Annotated in this window: 16 protein-coding genes; 5 read left to right on the top strand and 11 right to left on the bottom strand. The window is 68.0% G+C overall.

The features are described from left to right. Positions 1–98 precede the first annotated feature (98 nt). The 3 genes from AC5P67_RS17075 to AC5P67_RS17065 all read left to right on the top strand — a co-directional run bounded on the left by AC5P67_RS17075 (position 99) and on the right by AC5P67_RS17065 (position 2,590). Positions 99–728, top strand: coding sequence for an OmpW/AlkL family protein (locus AC5P67_RS17075; RefSeq protein ID WP_005410839.1), 630 nt, complete (start codon positions 99–101; stop codon positions 726–728). 231 nt (positions 729–959) lie between these two features. Beyond that, on the top strand, positions 960–1,778 hold the full coding sequence (locus AC5P67_RS17070) for a S1/P1 nuclease (RefSeq protein WP_165710952.1): 819 nt from the start codon (positions 960–962) through the stop codon (positions 1,776–1,778). Positions 1,779–1,789: 11 nt separating this feature from the next. After that, positions 1,790–2,590: an MBL fold metallo-hydrolase gene (locus AC5P67_RS17065; protein ID WP_165710954.1), complete on the top strand. Its 801-nt coding sequence runs from the start codon at positions 1,790–1,792 to the stop codon at positions 2,588–2,590. A 55-nt stretch (positions 2,591–2,645) separates the two neighbouring features. Here AC5P67_RS17065 and AC5P67_RS17060 read toward each other — a convergent pair whose 3' ends face one another. From AC5P67_RS17060 to AC5P67_RS17050, 3 genes are read right to left on the bottom strand one after another with little or no spacing between them, the layout of a single operon-like run. Further along, positions 2,646–3,209: a hypothetical protein gene (locus AC5P67_RS17060; protein WP_088431135.1), complete on the bottom strand. Its 564-nt coding sequence runs from the start codon at positions 3,207–3,209 to the stop codon at positions 2,646–2,648. Beyond that, positions 3,206–4,405 carry a M56 family metallopeptidase gene (locus AC5P67_RS17055; RefSeq protein ID WP_495214968.1) on the bottom strand — a complete coding sequence of 400 codons (1,200 nt, stop codon included), beginning with the start codon at positions 4,403–4,405 and terminating at the stop codon, positions 3,206–3,208. Before AC5P67_RS17055 ends, AC5P67_RS17060 begins: the two co-directional genes overlap by 4 nt. Next, positions 4,398–4,763: a BlaI/MecI/CopY family transcriptional regulator gene (locus tag AC5P67_RS17050; RefSeq protein WP_012481135.1), complete on the bottom strand. Its 366-nt coding sequence runs from the start codon at positions 4,761–4,763 to the stop codon at positions 4,398–4,400. The genes AC5P67_RS17055 and AC5P67_RS17050 overlap by 8 nt, the downstream gene beginning before the upstream one ends. Positions 4,764–4,881: 118 nt before the next feature. Between AC5P67_RS17050 and AC5P67_RS17045 the strand changes: the two genes are divergently transcribed. Together AC5P67_RS17045 and AC5P67_RS17040 are read left to right on the top strand one after the other, a co-directional pair. Next, positions 4,882–5,439 (top strand): flavin reductase family protein, encoded by a 558-nt coding sequence (locus AC5P67_RS17045; protein ID WP_111193305.1) that lies wholly within the window; start codon positions 4,882–4,884, stop codon positions 5,437–5,439. Between the two features lie 34 nt (positions 5,440–5,473). Next, positions 5,474–7,426 carry an acetyl-CoA hydrolase/transferase C-terminal domain-containing protein gene (locus AC5P67_RS17040; RefSeq protein ID WP_495214966.1) on the top strand — a complete coding sequence of 651 codons (1,953 nt, stop codon included), beginning with the start codon at positions 5,474–5,476 and terminating at the stop codon, positions 7,424–7,426. A 125-nt stretch (positions 7,427–7,551) separates the two neighbouring features. Here the strand turns inward: AC5P67_RS17040 and tkt are convergent, their stop codons facing one another. The 8 genes from tkt to AC5P67_RS17000 all read right to left on the bottom strand — a co-directional run bounded on the left by tkt (position 7,552) and on the right by AC5P67_RS17000 (position 18,105). Further along, positions 7,552–9,549 (bottom strand): transketolase, encoded by a 1,998-nt coding sequence (tkt, locus tag AC5P67_RS17035; RefSeq protein ID WP_005410847.1) that lies wholly within the window; start codon positions 9,547–9,549, stop codon positions 7,552–7,554. A gap of 215 nt (positions 9,550–9,764) precedes the next feature. Then, complete coding sequence (locus AC5P67_RS17030) at positions 9,765–11,084, bottom strand: dicarboxylate/amino acid:cation symporter (protein ID WP_005410848.1); 1,320 nt, start codon at positions 11,082–11,084, stop codon at positions 9,765–9,767. Positions 11,085–11,141: 57 nt separating this feature from the next. After that, a complete protein-coding gene (locus AC5P67_RS17025) occupies positions 11,142–12,857 on the bottom strand; it encodes a BatD family protein (RefSeq protein ID WP_099472649.1) in 1,716 nt (571 codons plus the stop codon). After that, the gene (locus tag AC5P67_RS17020) at positions 12,854–14,698 is read right to left on the bottom strand and encodes a VWA domain-containing protein (RefSeq protein ID WP_062605741.1); all 1,845 of its coding nucleotides are present in this window, start codon (positions 14,696–14,698) and stop codon (positions 12,854–12,856) included. Before AC5P67_RS17020 ends, AC5P67_RS17025 begins: the two co-directional genes overlap by 4 nt. Then, on the bottom strand, positions 14,695–15,699 hold the full coding sequence (locus tag AC5P67_RS17015) for a vWA domain-containing protein (RefSeq protein ID WP_024958482.1): 1,005 nt from the start codon (positions 15,697–15,699) through the stop codon (positions 14,695–14,697). The genes AC5P67_RS17020 and AC5P67_RS17015 overlap by 4 nt, the downstream gene beginning before the upstream one ends. Further along, entirely contained in the window at positions 15,696–16,145 is a 450-nt protein-coding gene (locus tag AC5P67_RS17010; RefSeq protein WP_076739771.1) for a DUF4381 family protein, read from the bottom strand. Before AC5P67_RS17010 ends, AC5P67_RS17015 begins: the two co-directional genes overlap by 4 nt. Beyond that, positions 16,142–17,071, bottom strand: a complete 930-nt coding sequence (locus tag AC5P67_RS17005) for a DUF58 domain-containing protein (protein ID WP_005414346.1) — start codon at positions 17,069–17,071, stop codon at positions 16,142–16,144. Before AC5P67_RS17005 ends, AC5P67_RS17010 begins: the two co-directional genes overlap by 4 nt. Positions 17,072–17,079: 8 nt before the next feature. Then, complete coding sequence (locus AC5P67_RS17000) at positions 17,080–18,105, bottom strand: AAA family ATPase (protein ID WP_495214963.1); 1,026 nt, start codon at positions 18,103–18,105, stop codon at positions 17,080–17,082. Positions 18,106–18,291: the final 186 nt, after the last annotated feature.

Below are 18,291 nucleotides of genomic sequence, written 5' to 3'. Positions count from 1 at the left end.
GGCCAGAGGGCCGGCGGACAGGATTTGATCCGGATCAAAGCGTTAGCACGGCGTGAGGCCGAGACTGTCGCCATCCACCCAGCAACGAGATCACCCCCATGCGCAAGACCTCCCCCCTGATCCTGGCCGGCCTGGCCGCCGCCCTGTCCCTCGCCGCCGCCCCGGCCATGGCCCAGTCCAAGGGCGACTGGACCGTCTCGGCCGGCGTCCACCAGGTGGCGCCGAAGTCGAACAACGGCTGGCTGGCCGGCCACACGCTGAAGGTCGACGTCGACAACGACGTCAAGCCGACCATCACCGGCGAGTACTTCATTGCCGACAACCTGGGCATCGAAGTGCTGGCCGCGCTGCCGTTCAAGCACGACATCAACATCAATGGCCTCGGCCGCGTCGGCAGCACCAAGCAGTTGCCGCCGGTGGTGACCCTGCAGTACCACTTCAACAGCAAGGGCAAGGTCTCGCCGTTCGTCGGCGCGGGCGTGAACTACACGACCTTCTTCAGCGAAGACACCACCGGTGCGCTGGCCGGCAGCAAGCTGAAGCTGCAGGATTCGTGGGGTCTGGCCGCGCATGCGGGCATCGACTTCGCGATCGGCGAGAAGGGCGCCCTGCGTGTGGACATGCGCTGGATCGACATCGACAGCAAGGTGAAGTTGAACGGCGAGAAGATCGGCACGGTCAACATCGATCCGCTGGTCTACGGCGCTTCGTACGTCTTCAAGTTCTAAGCGGTGTGTTGGGCGCGGGGGCTTCGCCCCCGCTCCCCCGCTACACGCAAAACCCTCGCAGCATGTTGCCCCGGTGATTACCGGGGCTTTTTTGTGCCTGGGACTGAAGCGGTTCCGGAGCTGGGGCGAGGCGGGGAGCAGAGCCGGGACACGCCGCGCCTCCCGCTGCGCTCCCGCTTCGGAACAGGAACGCGCCGCTCTTCAATCCACCTACCCCGCTAGAATGTGCACATGAAAGCCCTGCATTCCCTGTTCCTCGCCGCCGCCCTGGCGCCGGCCCTGCTGTCCGCTTCCGCCCCGGCCCATGCCTGGGGCGCGCAAGGCCACCGCCTTGTCGCCGAAGTCGCCGACGCCCGCCTCAATCCCACCGCCCGTGCCGAAGTGGATCGCCTGCTGGCCACCGAACCGGACGCCACGCTGGCCAGCATCGCGCCCTGGGCCGACCAGTTGCGCGCCAAGGACCCGGGCCTGGGTCGTCGCTCGGCCGGCTGGCACTACGTCAACATCGCCGAAGACAACTGCCATTACGAAGCACCGAAGCACTGCAGGAACGGCAACTGCATCGTCGAAGCCCTGAAGGCGCAGAGCACCATCCTCGGCGACCGCAGCCTGACCGATGGCGAGCGCCTGCAGGCGCTGAAGTTCGTCGTGCACCTGGTCGGCGACATCCATCAGCCGATGCACGCCGGTTACGCGCACGACAAGGGCGGCAACGATTTCCAGCTGCAGTTCGGCAACCGCGGTACCAACCTGCACTCGCTGTGGGACAGCGGCATGCTCAACACCCGCAAGCTGGACGACGCGGACTACCTGCCGCTGCTGCAGAGCCAGCGCGCGCCGAAGCTGGCGCGCCAGTCCAACCCGCAGCGCGACCCGCAGACGTGGGCCGAGGCCAGCTGCCGCATTTCCATGCAAGCTGGCGTTTATCCGGCCACGCGTAAAATCGGTGACGAATACACCGAGCGCTACCGGCCGCTGGCCGAAGCGCAGCTGCGGCTGGCCGGTGAAAACCTGGCGCAGTTGCTGAACCGCGTGCTCGGCGCGCGCTGAGGAGGGTTCCAATGTCGGTCCAGGTGCAGTCGTTCTTCCACCGTGACAGCAATACCTTCAGCTACCTGGTCAGCGACCCGGCCAGTGGCGAGGCAGCGCTGATCGACCCGGTCCTGGACTACGACCCGGATACCGACGCCAGCAGTGAAGCGCCGCTGCATGCCGCGTTGCAGGCCATCGAGCAACAAGGCCTGCAGCTGCGCTGGCTGCTGGAAACCCATGCCCACGCTGACCATGTGTCGGCCGGGCGCCGCCTGAAGCATCGTTTCCCGCAGGCCACGCTGGCCATCGGCGAAGGCATCCGCGCGGTACAGGCAACGTTTGCACCACGCTATGGCCTGCAGCTTCCTGCCGCAGATGAGATCTTCGATCACCTGTTCAGCGACGGCGAAACCTTCGCTCTGGGCGAACTGCGCTGCCAGGTGATCGCCGTGCCTGGCCATACCAGCGACAGCATCGCCTACCTGATCGACGATGCGCTGTTCACCGGCGACTCGCTGTTCATGCCCGACGGCGGCACTGCCCGCTGTGATTTCCCCGGTGGTGATGCCGCGCAGCTGTACCGCTCGATCCAGCGCCTGCTGGCCTTGCCCGATGCAACGCGCGTGTTCGTCTGCCACGACTACGGCCCGGGTGGACGCGGCTTTGCCAACGAAACCACCATCGGCGAACAGCGCGCGCACAACATCCACGTGCATGACGGCGTAGCCGAGGCGGAGTTCGTCAGCGTGCGACAGGCCCGCGATGCCACGCTGGAAGAACCGAAACTGATGCAGCCCGCAGTGAAGGCCAACATCCAGGGCGGGGCCTGATCGACGCCGCTGTATTGGCCGGGCATGGTCCGGCGCCACCCGGCATCACGCGCGATCATTTTCCCTGCGTGCGGACCGTCTGCCGGCCCTTCACGACCTCGAAGGTGAAGGCGTACTGCAGGGTGACGGCCACCGGTTCGACCCGCTCGGCACTGCGGCAGTCGCCGCGATCAGCCGGCACTTTGCCTGCCGCGAAGTGACAGACTGCGGCGGAGGAGTACTTCCACATGGCAACCGCCTCCTGCGCTGCCTGCAGCAAGGGCGCATTCTCCGGTGCCTCACCCGCGCTGCATTCGCTGCGGTCGGTCAGCGGGATGCTGCGCTCAACGCTGCCCTGCGCATCCACCACCACCTGCAGGCAGACCGTAGTCGGCGGCAGCGAGGTGCGTGGATCACGCTCGCCCACTACCGGGTCCGGTGCCGTATGCAGTTGTGGCATGCGGTAGCCTTCGCTGGCGGCCAGTGCGTAGGGCTGGATCTGGCCGGTCCCTCCCCCCGCATCGGGTCGCAGGCGCTGGTGACCGACATTCTCGCTGCGGGTATCGGCCGTGGTCAGGCGATCCTGGGTTGCACATGCCGCCAGCAGCACCGCCATCATCAGCAGCGGCGCTCGCTTCACTTCGTGTCCTCGGTGTCATCCATGGCGTAGGTAATCGGGACGCGCACGGCACCGGGCACCGGCTTGCCGTTCTTCACTGCGGGCCGATAGGTCCAGCTGCGCGCCGCAGCAATCGAGACAGCATCGAACACCCCCGGATTGGTGGCGCTGAGCACCTGGACGTCGGTGGGATGGCCTTGGGCATCCACTTCCACGCGCAGGTTCACCACGCCCACCTGGCGCTGCTCGACCGCAGATTTCGGATAGGACGGCGGCGGCATCTTGTCGACCTGGATCTCCCGATCCATGACGGACCCTGCCGGGCCTCCCGCGCCTCCGCCCTGGCTGGCCCACGCCACCGCTCCCATTCCCAGGCACAACCCGACCACCAGTACCTGTCCCGACACCCACGGCAATGCCTTCCGCTTGGACTGCTTCAACATGGCGATGCGCTCCTTCAACACGGGTTGGCTGCGCCAATGGCAGACCGCGGGCGCAACCGGGTGGACCAGCTGCGCCTTCAGCAGCGTGCTGGCGTAGAGGCCGCGCAGCGCAGGCTGCGGGCCGATGGTGCGGGCATCGCAGGCCAGTTCCTGGTCGCGCAGGAAGCGGCGTGCGGCCCATGGCAGCAGCGGGTGGAACCAGAACAGCGCGCGCACCAGCAGCAGCGCGCCGTTGGCCCAGTGGTCGCCATTGCGACGGTGGCTGCGCTCGTGCCGCAGGATCAGGTGCTGTTCCTGTGCACTGAAGTGCTGGTCGAAGTCAGGGCCGACCACGATGCGCGGCCGCCACAGGCCAACCAGCGCTGGCAGGCCCGGGTCGGCGCTGGCCTGCCAGCTGCCATCGGTGCGCGGCGTCAGTGGACCCATGCGCCGTTCGAATCGACGCTGCGCGCGCAGGTCGCGCAGCAGGCAGAGGCCCGTGCCCACGGCCCAGAATGCCAGCAACAACCCGGCCCATGGCAAGGACTGGCCGGCCGCGCCATCAATGGCACCGGGCAGCACTTTCAGCGGCAGCGTGGGTACCTGCTGCAACAACGCAACCTGCGGCAACGGCAGCATCAGTGCCAGCAGCAGCATCGGCAGCAGCCACCAGCTGCGGTATGCCAGACCAGCGCCCCCCAATCGCACCAACAGCGGCCGCATCACCGCCAGCAGGACCGCGCCCACCGCCAGCCATACGCTGGCCTGCAACAGTCCGTCGAGCAGCTCAGTCATGGTCCAGCTCCTGGATCAGTTTCTTCAGTTCGGCGATGTCCTGCGCACTCAACTGGCCGCGTTCGCTGAAGTGCGCGACCAACGGCGCAACGCGCCCTTCAAAGACACGGCCGATGAAGTCCTGGCTCTGCGCCTCCACCCACGCCTGGCGCTGCAGCAGCGGCCGGTACAGGTAGCGCCGGCCATCACGCTCGGCGGCGATCGCGCCCTTGGTCAGCAGACGATTGAGCAGGGTCTTGATGGTCGGTTCGGCCCAGTCGCGGTGGGCCAGTGCGGCGACCACTTCATCGGCGCTACGCGGTGCCTGCTGCCACAGCACCTCCATCACAACGGCTTCGGCTTCGCTGATCGGAGTCATTGTTTACGTCCGTAATCGATGAACCGATTACGCGCGTAATCGAATCGCCTGTCAAGCCCCTCGACTCCAGGTTCATCCTGGCTGCGCCAGCATCGATGCCTCCCGCTCCAGGCCCCGGATGAAAGCGCTGCCCAAGAAGGATTTCCCGGTCGAGCAGGCCCGCCGCTTCCTCGAACCTGGCCCGATCGTGCTGGTCAGTACCGCTTGGCGTGGCCAGCGCAACCTGATGACGATGGGCTGGCACATGGTGATGGGCTTCTCGCCCTCGCTGGTCGCCACCTACCTCTGGGACGCGAACCACAGCCACGCGCTGGCCCTTGGCAGCGGCGAGTGCGTGATCAATGTGCCCGGCGTGGAGCTGCTCGACACCGTGGTGGACATCGGCAACTGCAGCGGCCGCGAGGTCGACAAATTCGCCCGTTTCGAGCTCGATGCGCTGCCCGCGCGCGAGGTCGGCGCGCCGCTGGTCGGCCAATGTCATTCGTGCTTCGAATGCCGACTCTACGACGACAGCCAGGTGCAATCGAGCAACCTGTTCATCTGGGAAATCGTGCGCGCCCACGTCGCGCCCCGGCCGAAACTGCCGCGCACGGTGCATTACCGCGGCGATGGCCAGTTCATGGTGTCCGGCGCCGAAGTCTCGCGTCGACGGCGGTTCAAGCCCGACATGCTGTAATGCCAGCACTCCCCCACACGCAGGACCGCCGCGCATGACCGAACACCTCACCGACCTGGACGCCGCCGTCGACTGGTTGTTTGCGCGCGTGGACGGGCCGCTGCGGATCGGGGCACCGCTGGCACTGGGCAAGCCGCATCGGCTGCTCAATGCCCTTTATGCACGCGTCGAGCACGATCCATCGCGGCCGCTGCAGCTGTATACCGCGCTGTCGCTGAACCCGCCGAAGGCGCGCGGCAACGGCCTGGAAGCGCGCTTCATGGCGCCGTTCGCGCAGCGCCATTTCGGCGACGATTTCCCGCGCCTGGCCTATGCCGATGCGATCGCGCGCGATGCGCTGCCGGCACATGTGCAGGTGGAAGAGTTCTACATGCAGTCCGGCGCCCTGCTCGGTTCGCGCCAGGCGCAATCCAGCTATACCAGCCTGAACTACACCCACGCCGCCGATGCGGTCGCGCAGCGCGCGCCGCAGGTGATCGTGCAGAAGGTGGCGATGCGGCCGAACGATCGCCGGCTTTCGCTGTCGTGCAACAACGACATCACCCAGGACACGCTGGATGCGATGACCGCGCGCGGGCTGCCGCGCCCGTTGCTCATCGCCGAGATCGATCCGCAGCTGCCTTACATGGGCGGCTCGGCCACGGTCGATGTGTCGTTCTTCGATCTGGTGATCACCCCGCCGCCGCCGTACCCGGCGCTGTTCGGGCTGCCGCGGCAGCCGGTGAGCGATGCCGACTACGCCATCGGCCTGTACGCCAGCACGCTGGTGCGCGACGGCGGCACCCTGCAGATCGGCATCGGCACGCTGGCCGACGCGCTCAGCCATGCGCTGGTGCTGCGCCACACCGACAACGCGCGCTACCGCCGCGTGCTGCATGCGCTGGATCCACAGCTTGCCAGCCACCCGCTGGTGCAGGAGATCGGCGGACTGGATCCGTTCGAGGTGGGCCTGTACGGCTGCAGCGAGATGCTCAACGAAGGCTTCCGCCGGCTGGTGCAGACCGGGGTGATCAAGCGCAAGGTGCACGACGACCTGGCGCTGATGCAGCGCATCGAGAACGGCAGCACGCTGTCCATCGACCACGCCACCCTGGCCGCCGAGGGCGAGTACCTGCACGGCGCGTTCTACCTGGGCTCGCCGGAGTTCTACGAGTGGCTGCGCACGCTGCCGGAAGACGAATGCCGTGCGATCGGCATGCGCCGCATCAGCGAAATCAACCAGCTGTATGGCGGCAACGAGACGCTGGAGCGCCTGCAACGCCGCCATGCGCGCTTCTTCAACTCCTGCATGATGGCCACTGCACTGGGTGCGGCCGTGTCGGATGCGCTGGACGACGGACGTGTGGTGTCCGGCGTGGGTGGCCAGTACAACTTCGTGGCGATGGCACATGCCCTGCCGGAAGCGCGCAGCGTCTTGATGTTCCGCGCGGCGCGCGATGACAAAGGCCAGCGCGAATCCAACGTGCGCTGGAACTACGGGCACACCACCATCCCGCGCCACCTGCGCGACATCTACCTCAACGAATACGGCATCGCCGATCTGCGCGGCCTGACCGACGAGGACTGCGTGCATGCGATGACCGCGATCACCGAAGCCCCGTTCCAGAGCGGCCTGCTGCAGCAGGCACACGCCTCGCGCAAGCTGTTGGCGGCGTCCCAGCCCGACCCGCAGCGCCTGCAGCGCAATACGCCGCAGGCACTGGCCGCGGCACTGGCACCGTTCCGCGCCGACGGCAGCCTGCCGGACTATCCGCTGGGCAGCGACTTCAACGAGATCGAGCAGGTGCTGGTGAAGGCGCTGGGTTGGCTGAAGGCCAACACGCAGACCCGCGGCGACAAGCTGCGTACCGTCTGGGCAGCGCTGCGCCAACCGGCCGGCGATGGCGATGCGGTGTACCTGCAGCGCATGGGCCTGCACGCCCCGAAGGATTTCGCCGAACGGCTGGACGCGCGCCTCCTGCGGCTGGCACTGGCGCGCACCGCCTGAGAAAAGGGGACGGAGGGGATTAAGTCGCATGTGCACAAACGACTTAATCCCCTCCGTCCCCTTTTTCCTGCGGCAAAGAAAAGGCCGGCGTGCGCCGGCCTTTTCTCATTACGTCGCGAAGCTGCTTACAGCGACTTGGCCGCTTCCACCACGTGGGCAGTGGTGATGCCGAAGTGCTTGTACAGCTGGTCGGCCGGGGCCGAGGCACCGAAGGTGTCGATACCAATCACGGCACCGTCCAGGCCGACGAACTGGCGCCAGAAACCGGTGACGCCGGCTTCCACCGCCACGCGCTTGCGCACGGCGTTCGGCAGCACCGATTCACGGTAGGCCGCATCCTGGCGCAGGAACACGTCGGTGGACGGCATCGAGACCACGCGGGTCTTGAGGCCGGCCGCGTCCAGCTGGGCCTTGGCTTCGGTGGCCAGCGAGACTTCCGAACCGGTGGCGATCAGGATCACGTCCGGGGTACCAGCAGCATCGGCCAGCACGTAGCCACCGCGCTCGATCTGGGCGATCTGCTCGGCGTTGCGCGGCTGGTGCGGCAGGTTCTGGCGGCTGAACACCAGGCAGCTCGGGCCATCCTGGCGGGTGATCGCAGCCTTCCAGCTCACCGCCGACTCGACCGCATCGCACGGACGCCACACGTCGTTGTTCGGGATGTAGCGCAGCGAGGCCAGGTGCTCCACCGGCTGGTGGGTCGGACCGTCTTCGCCCAGGCCGATCGAGTCGTGGGTGTAGACGTGGATGGCGTGGGCCGGGATCAGCGCGCTCATGCGCACGCCGTTGCGGGCGTAGTCGCTGAACACCAGGAAGGTGGCGTCGAACGGAATGAAGCCACCGTGCAGGGCCAGGCCGTTGGCAATGGCGGTCATGCCGAACTCGCGCACGCCGTAGTACACGTAGTTGGCGTTGGCGTCGTCGCTGGCAACCGATTTGCTGCCCTTCCACAGGGTCAGGTTGGAGTGCGCCAGGTCAGCCGAGCCGCCGACGATTTCCGGCAGCAGCGGTGCATAGGCTTCGATGGCCAGCTGCGACGCCTTGCGCGAGGCAATCGTCGGGCCTTCGGCGGCCACCTGGGCGATGTAGGCATCGGCCTTGGCAACGAAGTCGGCCGGCAGTTCGCCATGCGAGCGGCGGGTCAGTTCGGCCGCTTCAGCCGGGTACTGGCTGGCGTACTTGTCGAACAGCTGTTCCCATTCGGCCTGGCGCAGCGTGCCGGCGCCGTTGGCGCGCCAGCCGTCGTAGATCGCCTGCGGGATCTCGAACGGACCGTATTCCCAGCCCAGCTGCTTGCGGGTGGCTTCCAGTTCGTCCTTGCCCAGCGGTGCGCCGTGGCTGGATTCCTTGCCCGCCTTGTTCGGCGAACCAAAGCCAATGGTGGTGCGGCAGCAGATCAGGGTCGGCTTGTCGCTCTGCGACAGCGCGGCCTCGATGCCGGCCTTGATGCTCTCCGGGTCATGACCATCGACATCGCGCACCACGTTCCAGCCATAGGCCTCGAAACGCTCCGGGGTGTTGTCGGTGAACCAGCCCTCGACGTTGCCGTCGATGGAGATGTGGTTGTTGTCCCAGAAGCAGACCAGCTTGTGCAGGCCCCAGGTACCGGCCAGCGAAGCGGCTTCATGCGACACGCCTTCCATCAGGCAGCCATCGCCCATGAACACCCAGGTGCGGTGGTCGACCACTTCCAGCTCCGGGCGGTTGAAGCGCTGTGCCAGCAGCTTCTCGGCCAGGGCGAAGCCCACGGCATTGGCGAAACCCTGGCCCAGCGGGCCGGTGGTGGTTTCCACGCCCGGGGTCTCGTGGCGCTCCGGGTGGCCGGCGGTGTGGCTGCCCAGCTGGCGGAACAGCTTCAGCTGCTCGATCGGCAGGTCGTAACCGCTCAGGTGCAGCAGCGCGTACTGCAGCATCGAACCGTGGCCGTTGGACAGCACGAAACGGTCGCGGTTGAACCAGTGCGGGTTGCTCGGGTTATGGCGGAGGTAGTCGTTCCAGAGGACTTCGGCGATGTCGGCCATGCCCATGGGCATGCCGGGGTGGCCGGACTTTGCGGTTTCAACCGCATCGGCGGCAAGGAAGCGGATGGCGTTGGCCAACTGGCGACGGGTAGGCTGCGTCATGGTTCTGTCGGAATCGGGAGGCGGCCGCGGACGTGCGGGCGGCCTATTGTCCCATAGTCGCCGGGCGGGGGGTCGGTTCACCTTGCCCGGTCGTGCCGGCCGCTGGCCGGCAACGTCGTCATCTCCCCCGGATTCCGCATGTGAAGCGGGGTCGGAGCCCTTTCCTTGCGGAAAGGAATCCGACCCCGATCAGGTCGCCAGCAGTGGCGTTGGACTCAGTCCTGCTGCGGGCCCAGCGCCGGGCCGTCGTGCGATTCGCCCTTGGCCACCAGGGTGGTCAGGGCCAGGTCGCCGGTCACGTTCAGCGCGGTACGGCACATGTCCAGGAAGTGGTTCACGCCCAGGATCAGGCCAATGCCCAGCGGGTTCACGCCCACCATCGCGCAGATCATCGCCACCACCGGCAGCGAGCCCGACGGCACGCCGGCGGTGCCGATGCCACCGAGGATGCAGACCGCCATCACCATGATCTGCTGGCCGATGCTCAGGTCCACGCCGAAGAACTGGGCCAGGAAGATCACCGTCACGCCCTCGAACAGCGCGGTGCCGTTCTGGTTGGCGGTGGCGCCCACGGTCAGCACGAAGCGCGACACGCGCTGCGGCAGGCCCATCTGGTCGGCCACGCGCAGCGCGGTCGGCAGGGTGGCGTTGCTGGAGGCGGTGGAGAACGCCATCACCGTCGCTTCCTGGGTATCGCGGAAGAACGACAGCGGCGAACGGCCGGACAGCCACACGGCGGTACCGTAGGTCACGATCATGTGCAGGCCGAGTGCCAGCACCACCACGCCCACGTAGGCACCGAGGCGGATGATCAGCTCGAAGCCGAACAGCGCGGCCAGGTTGAACATGAAGCAGGCCACCGCATACGGGGCCAGGCGGATGACCAGGTTGATCAGGGTCATCGAGATTTCGAACACGCCTTCAATGGCGCGGCGCAGCGGGGCCACCTTCTCGTTGTCGGTCAGCACCATGCCGATGCCGAACATCAGCGCGAAGAACATCAGCGACAGGATTGCGCCGTTGTCGGACGCGGCCTGCAGCACGTTGCTCGGCACGATCGACAGCAGCATGTCCATGCCCTTCGGCGTGCCATGGATGCCAGCAACGATTTCCTTGCTGCGCTCGGCGTTCTCCGAGAGCATCATCGCGGCGACCTGCGGATCGACGCCGGCACCCGGCTTGAGCAGGTTGACCAGCACCAGGCCGATGCCCACGGCAATGCCGGACAGCAGCACGGTATACGCCAGGGTCTTCCAGCCGATGCGGCCAAGGGCGCGGATGTCGCCCATCTCCGACACGCCCATGATCAGCGCCGAGAAGATCAGCGGCACGATCAGCATGAAGATCAGGTTGAGGAACAGGCCCGACGCCGGGGTGGTGATGTAGTCCATTACCCACTTGGCACCGGCCTGCAGACCATCGACGCTGCCGCCCAGGGCGTGCACGATCAGTCCCAGGATCAGGCCGATCGCAAAGCCGATGCCCATCTTCCAATGCAGGGGCAACTTCTTCTTGTCGGCAGCAGCTGCTGTCATGCGCGGGTTTCCTCGAAAAATGAATGCACTCTAACAAAGCGCGCAAGCGGCGCCGGTTCAGGTTCGCCGCGTTGGATACAGCGGCGCCAGGCCAGTGTCAGCGGCGCCGGTAGCCGCCGACCAGTGCGGTCCGTCACGGAAGACCTCGCGCAGACGCGCGCGCAGCGATGCCAGGTCGCCCTGCCCGCCCCAGCGTGCCTGCTGCAGGTCCTGCAGCACCTGGCGCTGGCCAGGGTCATCCAACCGCGCGATGACCTGCTCGATGCGCTCAACCCCGGCCATCGCGCACAGCTGCGCTTCCACCTGATCGAAGCCTTCGCCATCCAGCGTGCGGCGCAGTTCGGTCAGGCCGGCACGTCCGCGCGCCACAGTCGGCACAGAGGGCTTGCCGGCTGCAGGCGTCGCCGCACGCGGTCGGCGGCCTCGCTGCCAGCCCCACAACAGGGTCAGCAGCCACAGCAGCGCCAGTCCGATGGCCGCGCCCATCCACGGCCACGGGCGTTCGGCCAGGCCGCTGGCGCGCGGATCGGTCGCGGCGATGCGGCTATCCTGGCCATCGCCACCCGGCAGCGCAGCATCGGTGTCGATCGGCGGTAGCGACGCAGGTGAAGCACTGCCACCGCCACTGCCGGCTGCGACAGCCAGTGTCAGGTCCGGCAGCTTCGCTTCCTGCGCCTTGCCTGCGCGCACATCCCACCACGGCAGGCGCGGCCCCGGCACCACCAGCGAGCCTGGCTGGCGCGGCACGATCGAGTAGCGGCGGGTGATCTTCAGCCGCGGGGTGCTGCCATTGAACGATTCTTCGTACTGCGCAGGTTCGGCGAATACCTGCGCATGGGTGCCCAGATCCGGCACCGGCAGGTCGGTGAACTGTGCACGGGTTGCCCCTTCGGCAATCGCCTCGACCACCACAGTGGCGGCCTCACCGGTACGGGCGCTGGTCGGCGCACCGGTGTAGCGCAGCTGAAGGCTCTGCAGCGGAAGCCATGGCTGCGGCGCCTGTGCCGGTTGCGCCTGCACCTGCAACGTGCGGTCGGCGCCGGTGGCATTCATGCGGCCGTCGCCGCCGCCGAAGAAGTCGTCGAAGAAGCCACCGGCACTGCGCCCACTGAAGCGCGCACCGGCCAGCCGAAGTGCACCGCTGCGCTCGGGGATCAGCAGGAAGCGGCGCTCGACCACGTTGTAGCGGCGGCCGTTGACCTGCCGCACATCGGTGCGGTCATCGCCTACCCGCTGCAGCGACGCACCCGCCGGGGTATCCAGCACCAGTTCGCCAGAGGCCAGCTGAGAGGCGAAGAACAGCCTCACCACCACGCCTACGCTCTGCTGCACATACGGCGTTTCGTCATCGACAACGGTTTCGATGAATGCCACCGCATTGCTGTCGGGGCCGGCCACGGCAGCGGCATCCACCTGCAGGGTCAGCGGCGCGGTACGGACGCTGCCCACCTGCAGGCCCGGCACCACCAGTGCACCACTACGCCGTGGCGTCAGCGCCACGCCATACAGGTTGCGCTGCTGCATGCTGCCGTTGCTCCACTCCACCTGGCGGCTGCTGGTCTGCCCGCTGAGGTCGAAGTCGGTGCGCAACGGTGTGAAGTCAGGGGCGCCCTGGTCGCTCTCGACATTGAGCGTGACCGTGTCGCCCATCGCGATGCGGTCGCGGTCCAGCCACGCGCGCGGCTGCGCCCAGGCCAGCAGCGGCAGCCACAGCAGCAGCGCCGCCAGTACCTGTCGGGGCCAGTGCCCGTGCATGTTGATCACCCGCGTCATCGCCCTTCCCTCTTCCTGCGTTCATTTTCCAGCTGGAACTTGGCCCGCAGCAATGCGCCCGGATCATCCGGCACGCGTCGCATCCACGCCTCCACCGCCTGTTGCTCTTCGCGTTGGCGCGGAGTAGTGCCGTCACTGCCTGGCACGGGTTTGCCATCCTGTTCGCCCTTGCCCTCACGTGCCTGCTGCATCGCCTGCTGCATGCGCTGGCGCTGCTGCTCATCAGCCTGGGCCTGCGCCTTGGCATCCTCCACCTGTGGTGGCGCCTGCTGTCCATCGCGGCCACGCTCGCCGGGCTGAGGCGCCGACTGCGCGTCGTCGTCACCCGCCTGGGGCTGCCCCTGCTGGCCCTGCTGAGATGGTGGCTGACCCTGTCCTGGATCCTTCTGGCCCTGCTGCGGTTGCTGGCCCTGCGGGTTCCGCTGGCCCTGTGAATTGTTCTGCTGCTTCTGCTGCCCGTTCTGCTGCGGTTTCTGCTGGTCCTGGCCCTGCCCCCCCGACTGCTTGCGCTTGCGTGCGGCATCAACCACGGCACGGTTGGCGACCGCATCGGCCATGCCGGGATGCAGCGCCAGCGCGCGGTCGTAGGCGGCGATGGCTTCGTCGTAGCTGCCCTGGCGCGCCAGCGTGTTGGCCAGGTTGTACCAGCCCGCATCACTGTCGATGCCCTCGAACTGCTTGCGCGCAGTGGCGAAGTCGCCCGCACGATAGGCCTGCACGCCGTCGGCCAGGCGCTGGTGCTGCAACTGGTCGGCCCGCTTCCACAGCGTGCCCTGCGATGGCGGCGAAGCGGGCGCTGGAGCTGCCTGCGCCCGCACATCCCCCATCCATGGCAGCAGGCCCACCGCCAGCACTGCGGCCAGCAGCGCGCGGCGGCGGAAGGCGAGCAGCGCCAGCAGCATCACCGGTGGCAGCAGCCAGAATCCTTCATCGCGCCATTGCCTGCCCTCGCCGGGCCGCTGCGCCGCAGTACCTTCGCGTGCATCAAGCACACCCAGTGCGCGCAGGTCACTGCCATCGGCGGTGATGCGCGCATAGCGACCGCCACCTGCCGTGGCCACCGCACGCAGGCGACCTTCGTCCAGCGCAGCCTGGCGGATCTGTCCGCTGTCGTCACGATACGCCGCACCCGCCGGTGTACCGAGCCCCAGCACCGACACCTGCAGGCCGAGCCCACGTGCCTGCGAGGCCGCCAATGCAGCTTCACCATCGGCTTGATCGGTGACCAGCAGGATCTGTCCCTGCGCTGCAGCGATCTGCCGCATCAGCCGCGTGGCCCAGTCGATGCCACGGTCGGCACGCTGGCCATCACGCGGCATCACATCCGGCGACAAGGCATCCAGATACAGCGCGACGTTGCTGCCGTCATCGGTCAGCGGCGCCACGGTGTAGGCATCTTCGGCGTACACCACCAGCCCCACCTGCCCACCCTTGCGTGCGCGCAGGAGCTCGCCGACCTTGGCCCTTGCCTGCAGCAGGCGCGACGGTGGCAGGTCGGTGGCAGTGATGCGGCTGGACAGATCCAGCACGATCAGCAGCGGCGCGCTGGGCTGGAACATCGGCTGTGCCTGCTGCCGCCAGCTCGGCCCCGCCATCGCCAGTGCTGCCAGCGTCCAACCCAGCAGCACTGCCAATGGCAGCCGCACGCGACGGCGAGCACCGGCGGCCAGCAGATGCGGCAACAGGTGCGCATCCACCGCCTGCCGCCACGCATCGCTGCGCCGCTGCCGGTACAGCGCCACGGCGAGAATCACCGGCAAGGCCAGCAAGGCCCACAGCCATTCCGGGCGCAGGAAGTGCAGTGCATTCCAGTCGGGAAGATGGGATGCCAACGCGATCATCGACGGCGCTCCGGCCACACCCATGCCAATGCCCCCAGCAGCAAGGCCAGGCCCAATGGCCACGCATAGCGCTCCTCGCGCGGGCGCAGGCTCGGCCCCTTCGCAGCGATCGGCTCCAGACGATCCAGTTCGGCGTAGATGCCGGCCAGCTGCGCGGTATCGCGTGCGCGGAAGAACTGGCCACCGGTCAGGCTGGCAATCTTCTTCAACGTGGCCTCGTCGACCGGGTCCTGGTCAGCGGAAATCGGAATACCGAGGAAGCGCATGCTGCCATCGCCACCGAACGCGACGGTGTGGATGCGCACCCCTTCAGCTTGCGCGACTTCGGCCGCACGCAGCGGTTCCAGCACGCCGGCATTGCTGACGCCGTCGGTCAGCAGGATCAGTACACGTTGCCCTTCCGGCTGGCTGCGCAGGCGCTTCACCGCCAGGCCGATGGCATCACCGATGGCCGTCTCGCGCCCGGCCAGGCCGACCACGCTGTCGCGCAGCTGGTCGCGCACACTGGCCAGGTCCGCAGTGAGTGGCGTGAGCGTATAAGCGCGGTCCCCGAAGATCAGCAGGCCGATGCGATCGCCGGCACGACGATCCAGGAAATCGGCCAGCACGGCCTTGGCTGCGGTGAGGCGATCCACCGCCTGCCCCCCCAGCACCATGTCGCCCTCGCCCATGCTGCCGGACACGTCCATCGCCAGCATCATCTGCCGGCCCTGCTGCGGTGGCGTGATCGCTTCGCCCAGCTGTTGCGGGCGAGCCAGTGCGACACACAGCGCGCACCAGCCCAGCCACAACAGCAGCGTACGCAGCCACGACCCATCGACGCGGCCGCCACCGGCCAGCGCTTCCAGTTCCGTCGCCGCATAGGGCACGCGCAGCGCAGCGCCGGGATCGGCACGACGCTTCCACCAGCGCATCAGCAACGGCAACGGCAGCGCCAGCAGGGCCAGCGGCCACGCCAGCTGCAGGTCGGGCCATGGCCAGTAACTTGCCAGCAGGTTCATCGGCGGCGCTCCAGCAGCATCGCCAGGTAGCGCTCGCGCGCCCAGCTACGCACGGCCGCCACTTCGCTGGCGTCCACGCGGGGACGATAGGCACCTTCGGCCAGGAGGTTGCGGCGCGCATCCGGCAACGTGCCCTTCGGATCCACGCGCTGCCACCAGGCATCGTCACGCAGGGATTCACTGCCGGGCTGTGCCTGTCGCGCGGCGCGACGCAGCAGGCCGGCGATCGCCGCCAGTTCCGCGGTGGCATCGGCGGTGGTGGCCAGCTCCTGGTCGAACGCCTGTAACCAGCGTTGGCGACGACGGCGGCGCTGCCACCACAGCAGGGCCAGCGCCAGGATCACCAGCAACACCGCGCCACCGACCATCAGATAGCCGGGGGCCGGCGGCCACCACGACGGTGCCGGCGGCAACTGCACATCGCGCAGCGGAAGGTTAGCGCTCATGCCGGCACCTCGGTTACCGGTGGTGCCAACCAGGCGTCGCTGGGCGCATCGGTGGACAACACCTGCACGTCAACGCGGCGTGCGCCGAGCTGGCGGCGCAGCGCCTGCAGTGGTTCGACGAAGTGCGCCTGCCAGTGCGCCTGCACCTCGCTGCGACGCAGGTCGAGGCCAATGCGCTGCTGCGCGGTCTGGAACTGCAGGGCCGCCGAGGGCGGTTGCAGCTCGAGGGGATCGACCAGCAGCACCAGGCTGAGGTCATGGTGCTGGGCCAGCGCGCTCCAGCGCACGACGGGAATCCGCGCGGCCTGCTGCGGATCGGCCAGCACCAGCATGCGCGCCCCGGGGCGCAGCACGCGGGCGGCATGGTCCAGCGCGCGTTCCAGGCCGAGATCGTCGGCGGGCGGCTGTGTGTACCAGCGGGTGAGTGCGTCGAGCACGCGCAGTACACCACGCGGCCCACCCGCAGGTGCAATCGGCGCTTCGCGGTCGCTGCCGCGCAGGGCACCCACGCGATCACCGCGGCGCTGCGCCGACCACGCGGCGACGGCGCCCGCGCGTGCCGCCTGCACCGACTTGAATCGCACGCGGGTGCCGAAATACAGCGCCGGCGACGTATCGGCCACGATCAGGCTGACCCGCTCGCGCTCGGCCTGGAACAGCTTGGTATGGGCACGGCCGGTCCGCGCGGTCACGCGCCAGTCGATATGCCGTGCATCATCACCGGCCACGTACTCGCGTGACTCGGCGTACTCCATCCCACGCCCACGCAGCGGCGACGGCGCCTGCCCGGCGTTGCCGGCACGGCCACGGCGTGGCGGCGGCGGCCGCTGTGCCAGCCGGCGCAGGGCCACCAGTTCGGACAGGTGCGGGCGCAGTCCGTCGCCATCACTGACGGTGGATGCGGCTTCCAGGGATGGATCGGTCATGCGCGGGCTCAGGGTGCCGGCACCCGGGCCAGCAGCTCCTGCACCAGGCGTTCGCCATCCCAGCCTTCGGCGGTGGCTTCGTAGCTGGGCAGCACGCGATGGCGCAGCACGTCGGCGGCAACCGCACGCACATCGTCGGGGGTGACGAAGTCACGGCCGGCCAACCAGGCGCGTGCACGTGCGCAGCGTTCCAACGCAATGGAACCACGCGGGCTTGCGCCCCAGGCGATGCGGCGCCCGAGGCCGGCGTCATAGCGCGACGGATCACGCGAGGCCAGCACAAGTTCGACCAGGTAGCGCTCCAGCGCCGGCGCCATGTGCAGGTCCAGCACTTCGCGGCGGGCATCGAACACATCCTGCATCGGCAGCTTCTCCGGTGCGGGTGCCGCTTCGCCCAGTGCGCCACGGGCACGCTCGCGGTCGAGCCGCAGGATCTCCGATTCGGCCGCCTGGTCCGGATAGCCGATGCGTACGTGCATCAGGAAACGGTCCAGCTGCGCTTCCGGCAGCGGGAAGGTACCTTCCTGCTCGATCGGGTTCTGCGTGGCCATCACCAGGAACAGCGGCGGCAACGCATAGGTGTGGCGGCCAACGGTGACCTGGCGCTCGCCCATCGCTTCCAGCAGTGCCGACTGCACCTTGGCTGGCGCGCGATTGATTTCATCGGCCAGCAGGATCGGGTGGAAGATCGGGCCAGGTACGAATTCGAAGCGCCCTTCCTGCGGGCGCCAGATCTCGGTGCCGGTCAGGTCGGCCGGCAGCAGGTCGGGGGTGAACTGCACGCGGGCGAAATCCGCCTCCAGGCGCGAGGCCAGTGCGCGGATGGCCGTGGTCTTGGCCAGGCCCGGGGCGCCCTCCACCAGCAGGTGCCCGTCGGCCAGCAATGCGATCAACAGGCGTTCGACCAAAGCCGCCTGGCCGACGATTTCGGCCGACAGCGCGTCGCGCAACTGGTTGAAGGCGCCATGCAGGCGGGAGGCGGCCGGCGCGGGCGGCGGCGAGACGGTTTCGGGCATCGGCGGTGGCAGGTTCATGGGGGCCTTTGACCGGCGCGGGACGGCACGGGTTCCCCACATCATCGCAGGGTGCCCTGCGATTGGCATCAAGAACGGCTGAACGGGCCTCTCCTCCACGCATGGCGTGGATCTACCGGATCATCCGCGGATTACGTCCGGCATGAACGAAGAAGGGCCGCACATGGCGGCCCTTCTTCGTGTCGC

The sequence above is a fragment of the Stenotrophomonas sp. YJH_SMC_21 genome (assembly GCF_059369555.1).
Note: the sequence above shows the minus strand (reverse complement) of the source record. Positions and strands in the feature narration are given on the sequence as shown.

Excerpts from the sequence above, each read along its gene's own strand:
- AC5P67_RS17015 (WP_024958482.1), bottom strand. The coding sequence starts at position 15,699 with ATGAACCTGCTGGCAAGTTACTGGCCATGGCCCGACCTGCAGCTGGCG.
- AC5P67_RS17005 (WP_005414346.1), bottom strand. The coding sequence starts at position 17,071 with ATGACCGATCCATCCCTGGAAGCCGCATCCACCGTCAGTGATGGCGAC.
- AC5P67_RS17055 (WP_495214968.1), bottom strand. The coding sequence starts at position 4,405 with ATGACTGAGCTGCTCGACGGACTGTTGCAGGCCAGCGTATGGCTGGCG.
- AC5P67_RS17020 (WP_062605741.1), bottom strand. The coding sequence starts at position 14,698 with ATGATCGCGTTGGCATCCCATCTTCCCGACTGGAATGCACTGCACTTC.
- tkt (WP_005410847.1), bottom strand. The coding sequence starts at position 9,549 with ATGACGCAGCCTACCCGTCGCCAGTTGGCCAACGCCATCCGCTTCCTT.
- AC5P67_RS17065 (WP_165710954.1), top strand. The coding sequence starts at position 1,790 with ATGTCGGTCCAGGTGCAGTCGTTCTTCCACCGTGACAGCAATACCTTC.
- AC5P67_RS17025 (WP_099472649.1), bottom strand. The coding sequence starts at position 12,857 with ATGACGCGGGTGATCAACATGCACGGGCACTGGCCCCGACAGGTACTG.
- AC5P67_RS17030 (WP_005410848.1), bottom strand. The coding sequence starts at position 11,084 with ATGACAGCAGCTGCTGCCGACAAGAAGAAGTTGCCCCTGCATTGGAAG.
- AC5P67_RS17070 (WP_165710952.1), top strand. The coding sequence starts at position 960 with ATGAAAGCCCTGCATTCCCTGTTCCTCGCCGCCGCCCTGGCGCCGGCC.
- AC5P67_RS17075 (WP_005410839.1), top strand. The coding sequence starts at position 99 with ATGCGCAAGACCTCCCCCCTGATCCTGGCCGGCCTGGCCGCCGCCCTG.
- AC5P67_RS17010 (WP_076739771.1), bottom strand. The coding sequence starts at position 16,145 with ATGAGCGCTAACCTTCCGCTGCGCGATGTGCAGTTGCCGCCGGCACCG.
- AC5P67_RS17040 (WP_495214966.1), top strand. The coding sequence starts at position 5,474 with ATGACCGAACACCTCACCGACCTGGACGCCGCCGTCGACTGGTTGTTT.
- AC5P67_RS17000 (WP_495214963.1), bottom strand. The coding sequence starts at position 18,105 with ATGAACCTGCCACCGCCGATGCCCGAAACCGTCTCGCCGCCGCCCGCG.
- AC5P67_RS17045 (WP_111193305.1), top strand. The coding sequence starts at position 4,882 with ATGAAAGCGCTGCCCAAGAAGGATTTCCCGGTCGAGCAGGCCCGCCGC.
- AC5P67_RS17050 (WP_012481135.1), bottom strand. The coding sequence starts at position 4,763 with ATGACTCCGATCAGCGAAGCCGAAGCCGTTGTGATGGAGGTGCTGTGG.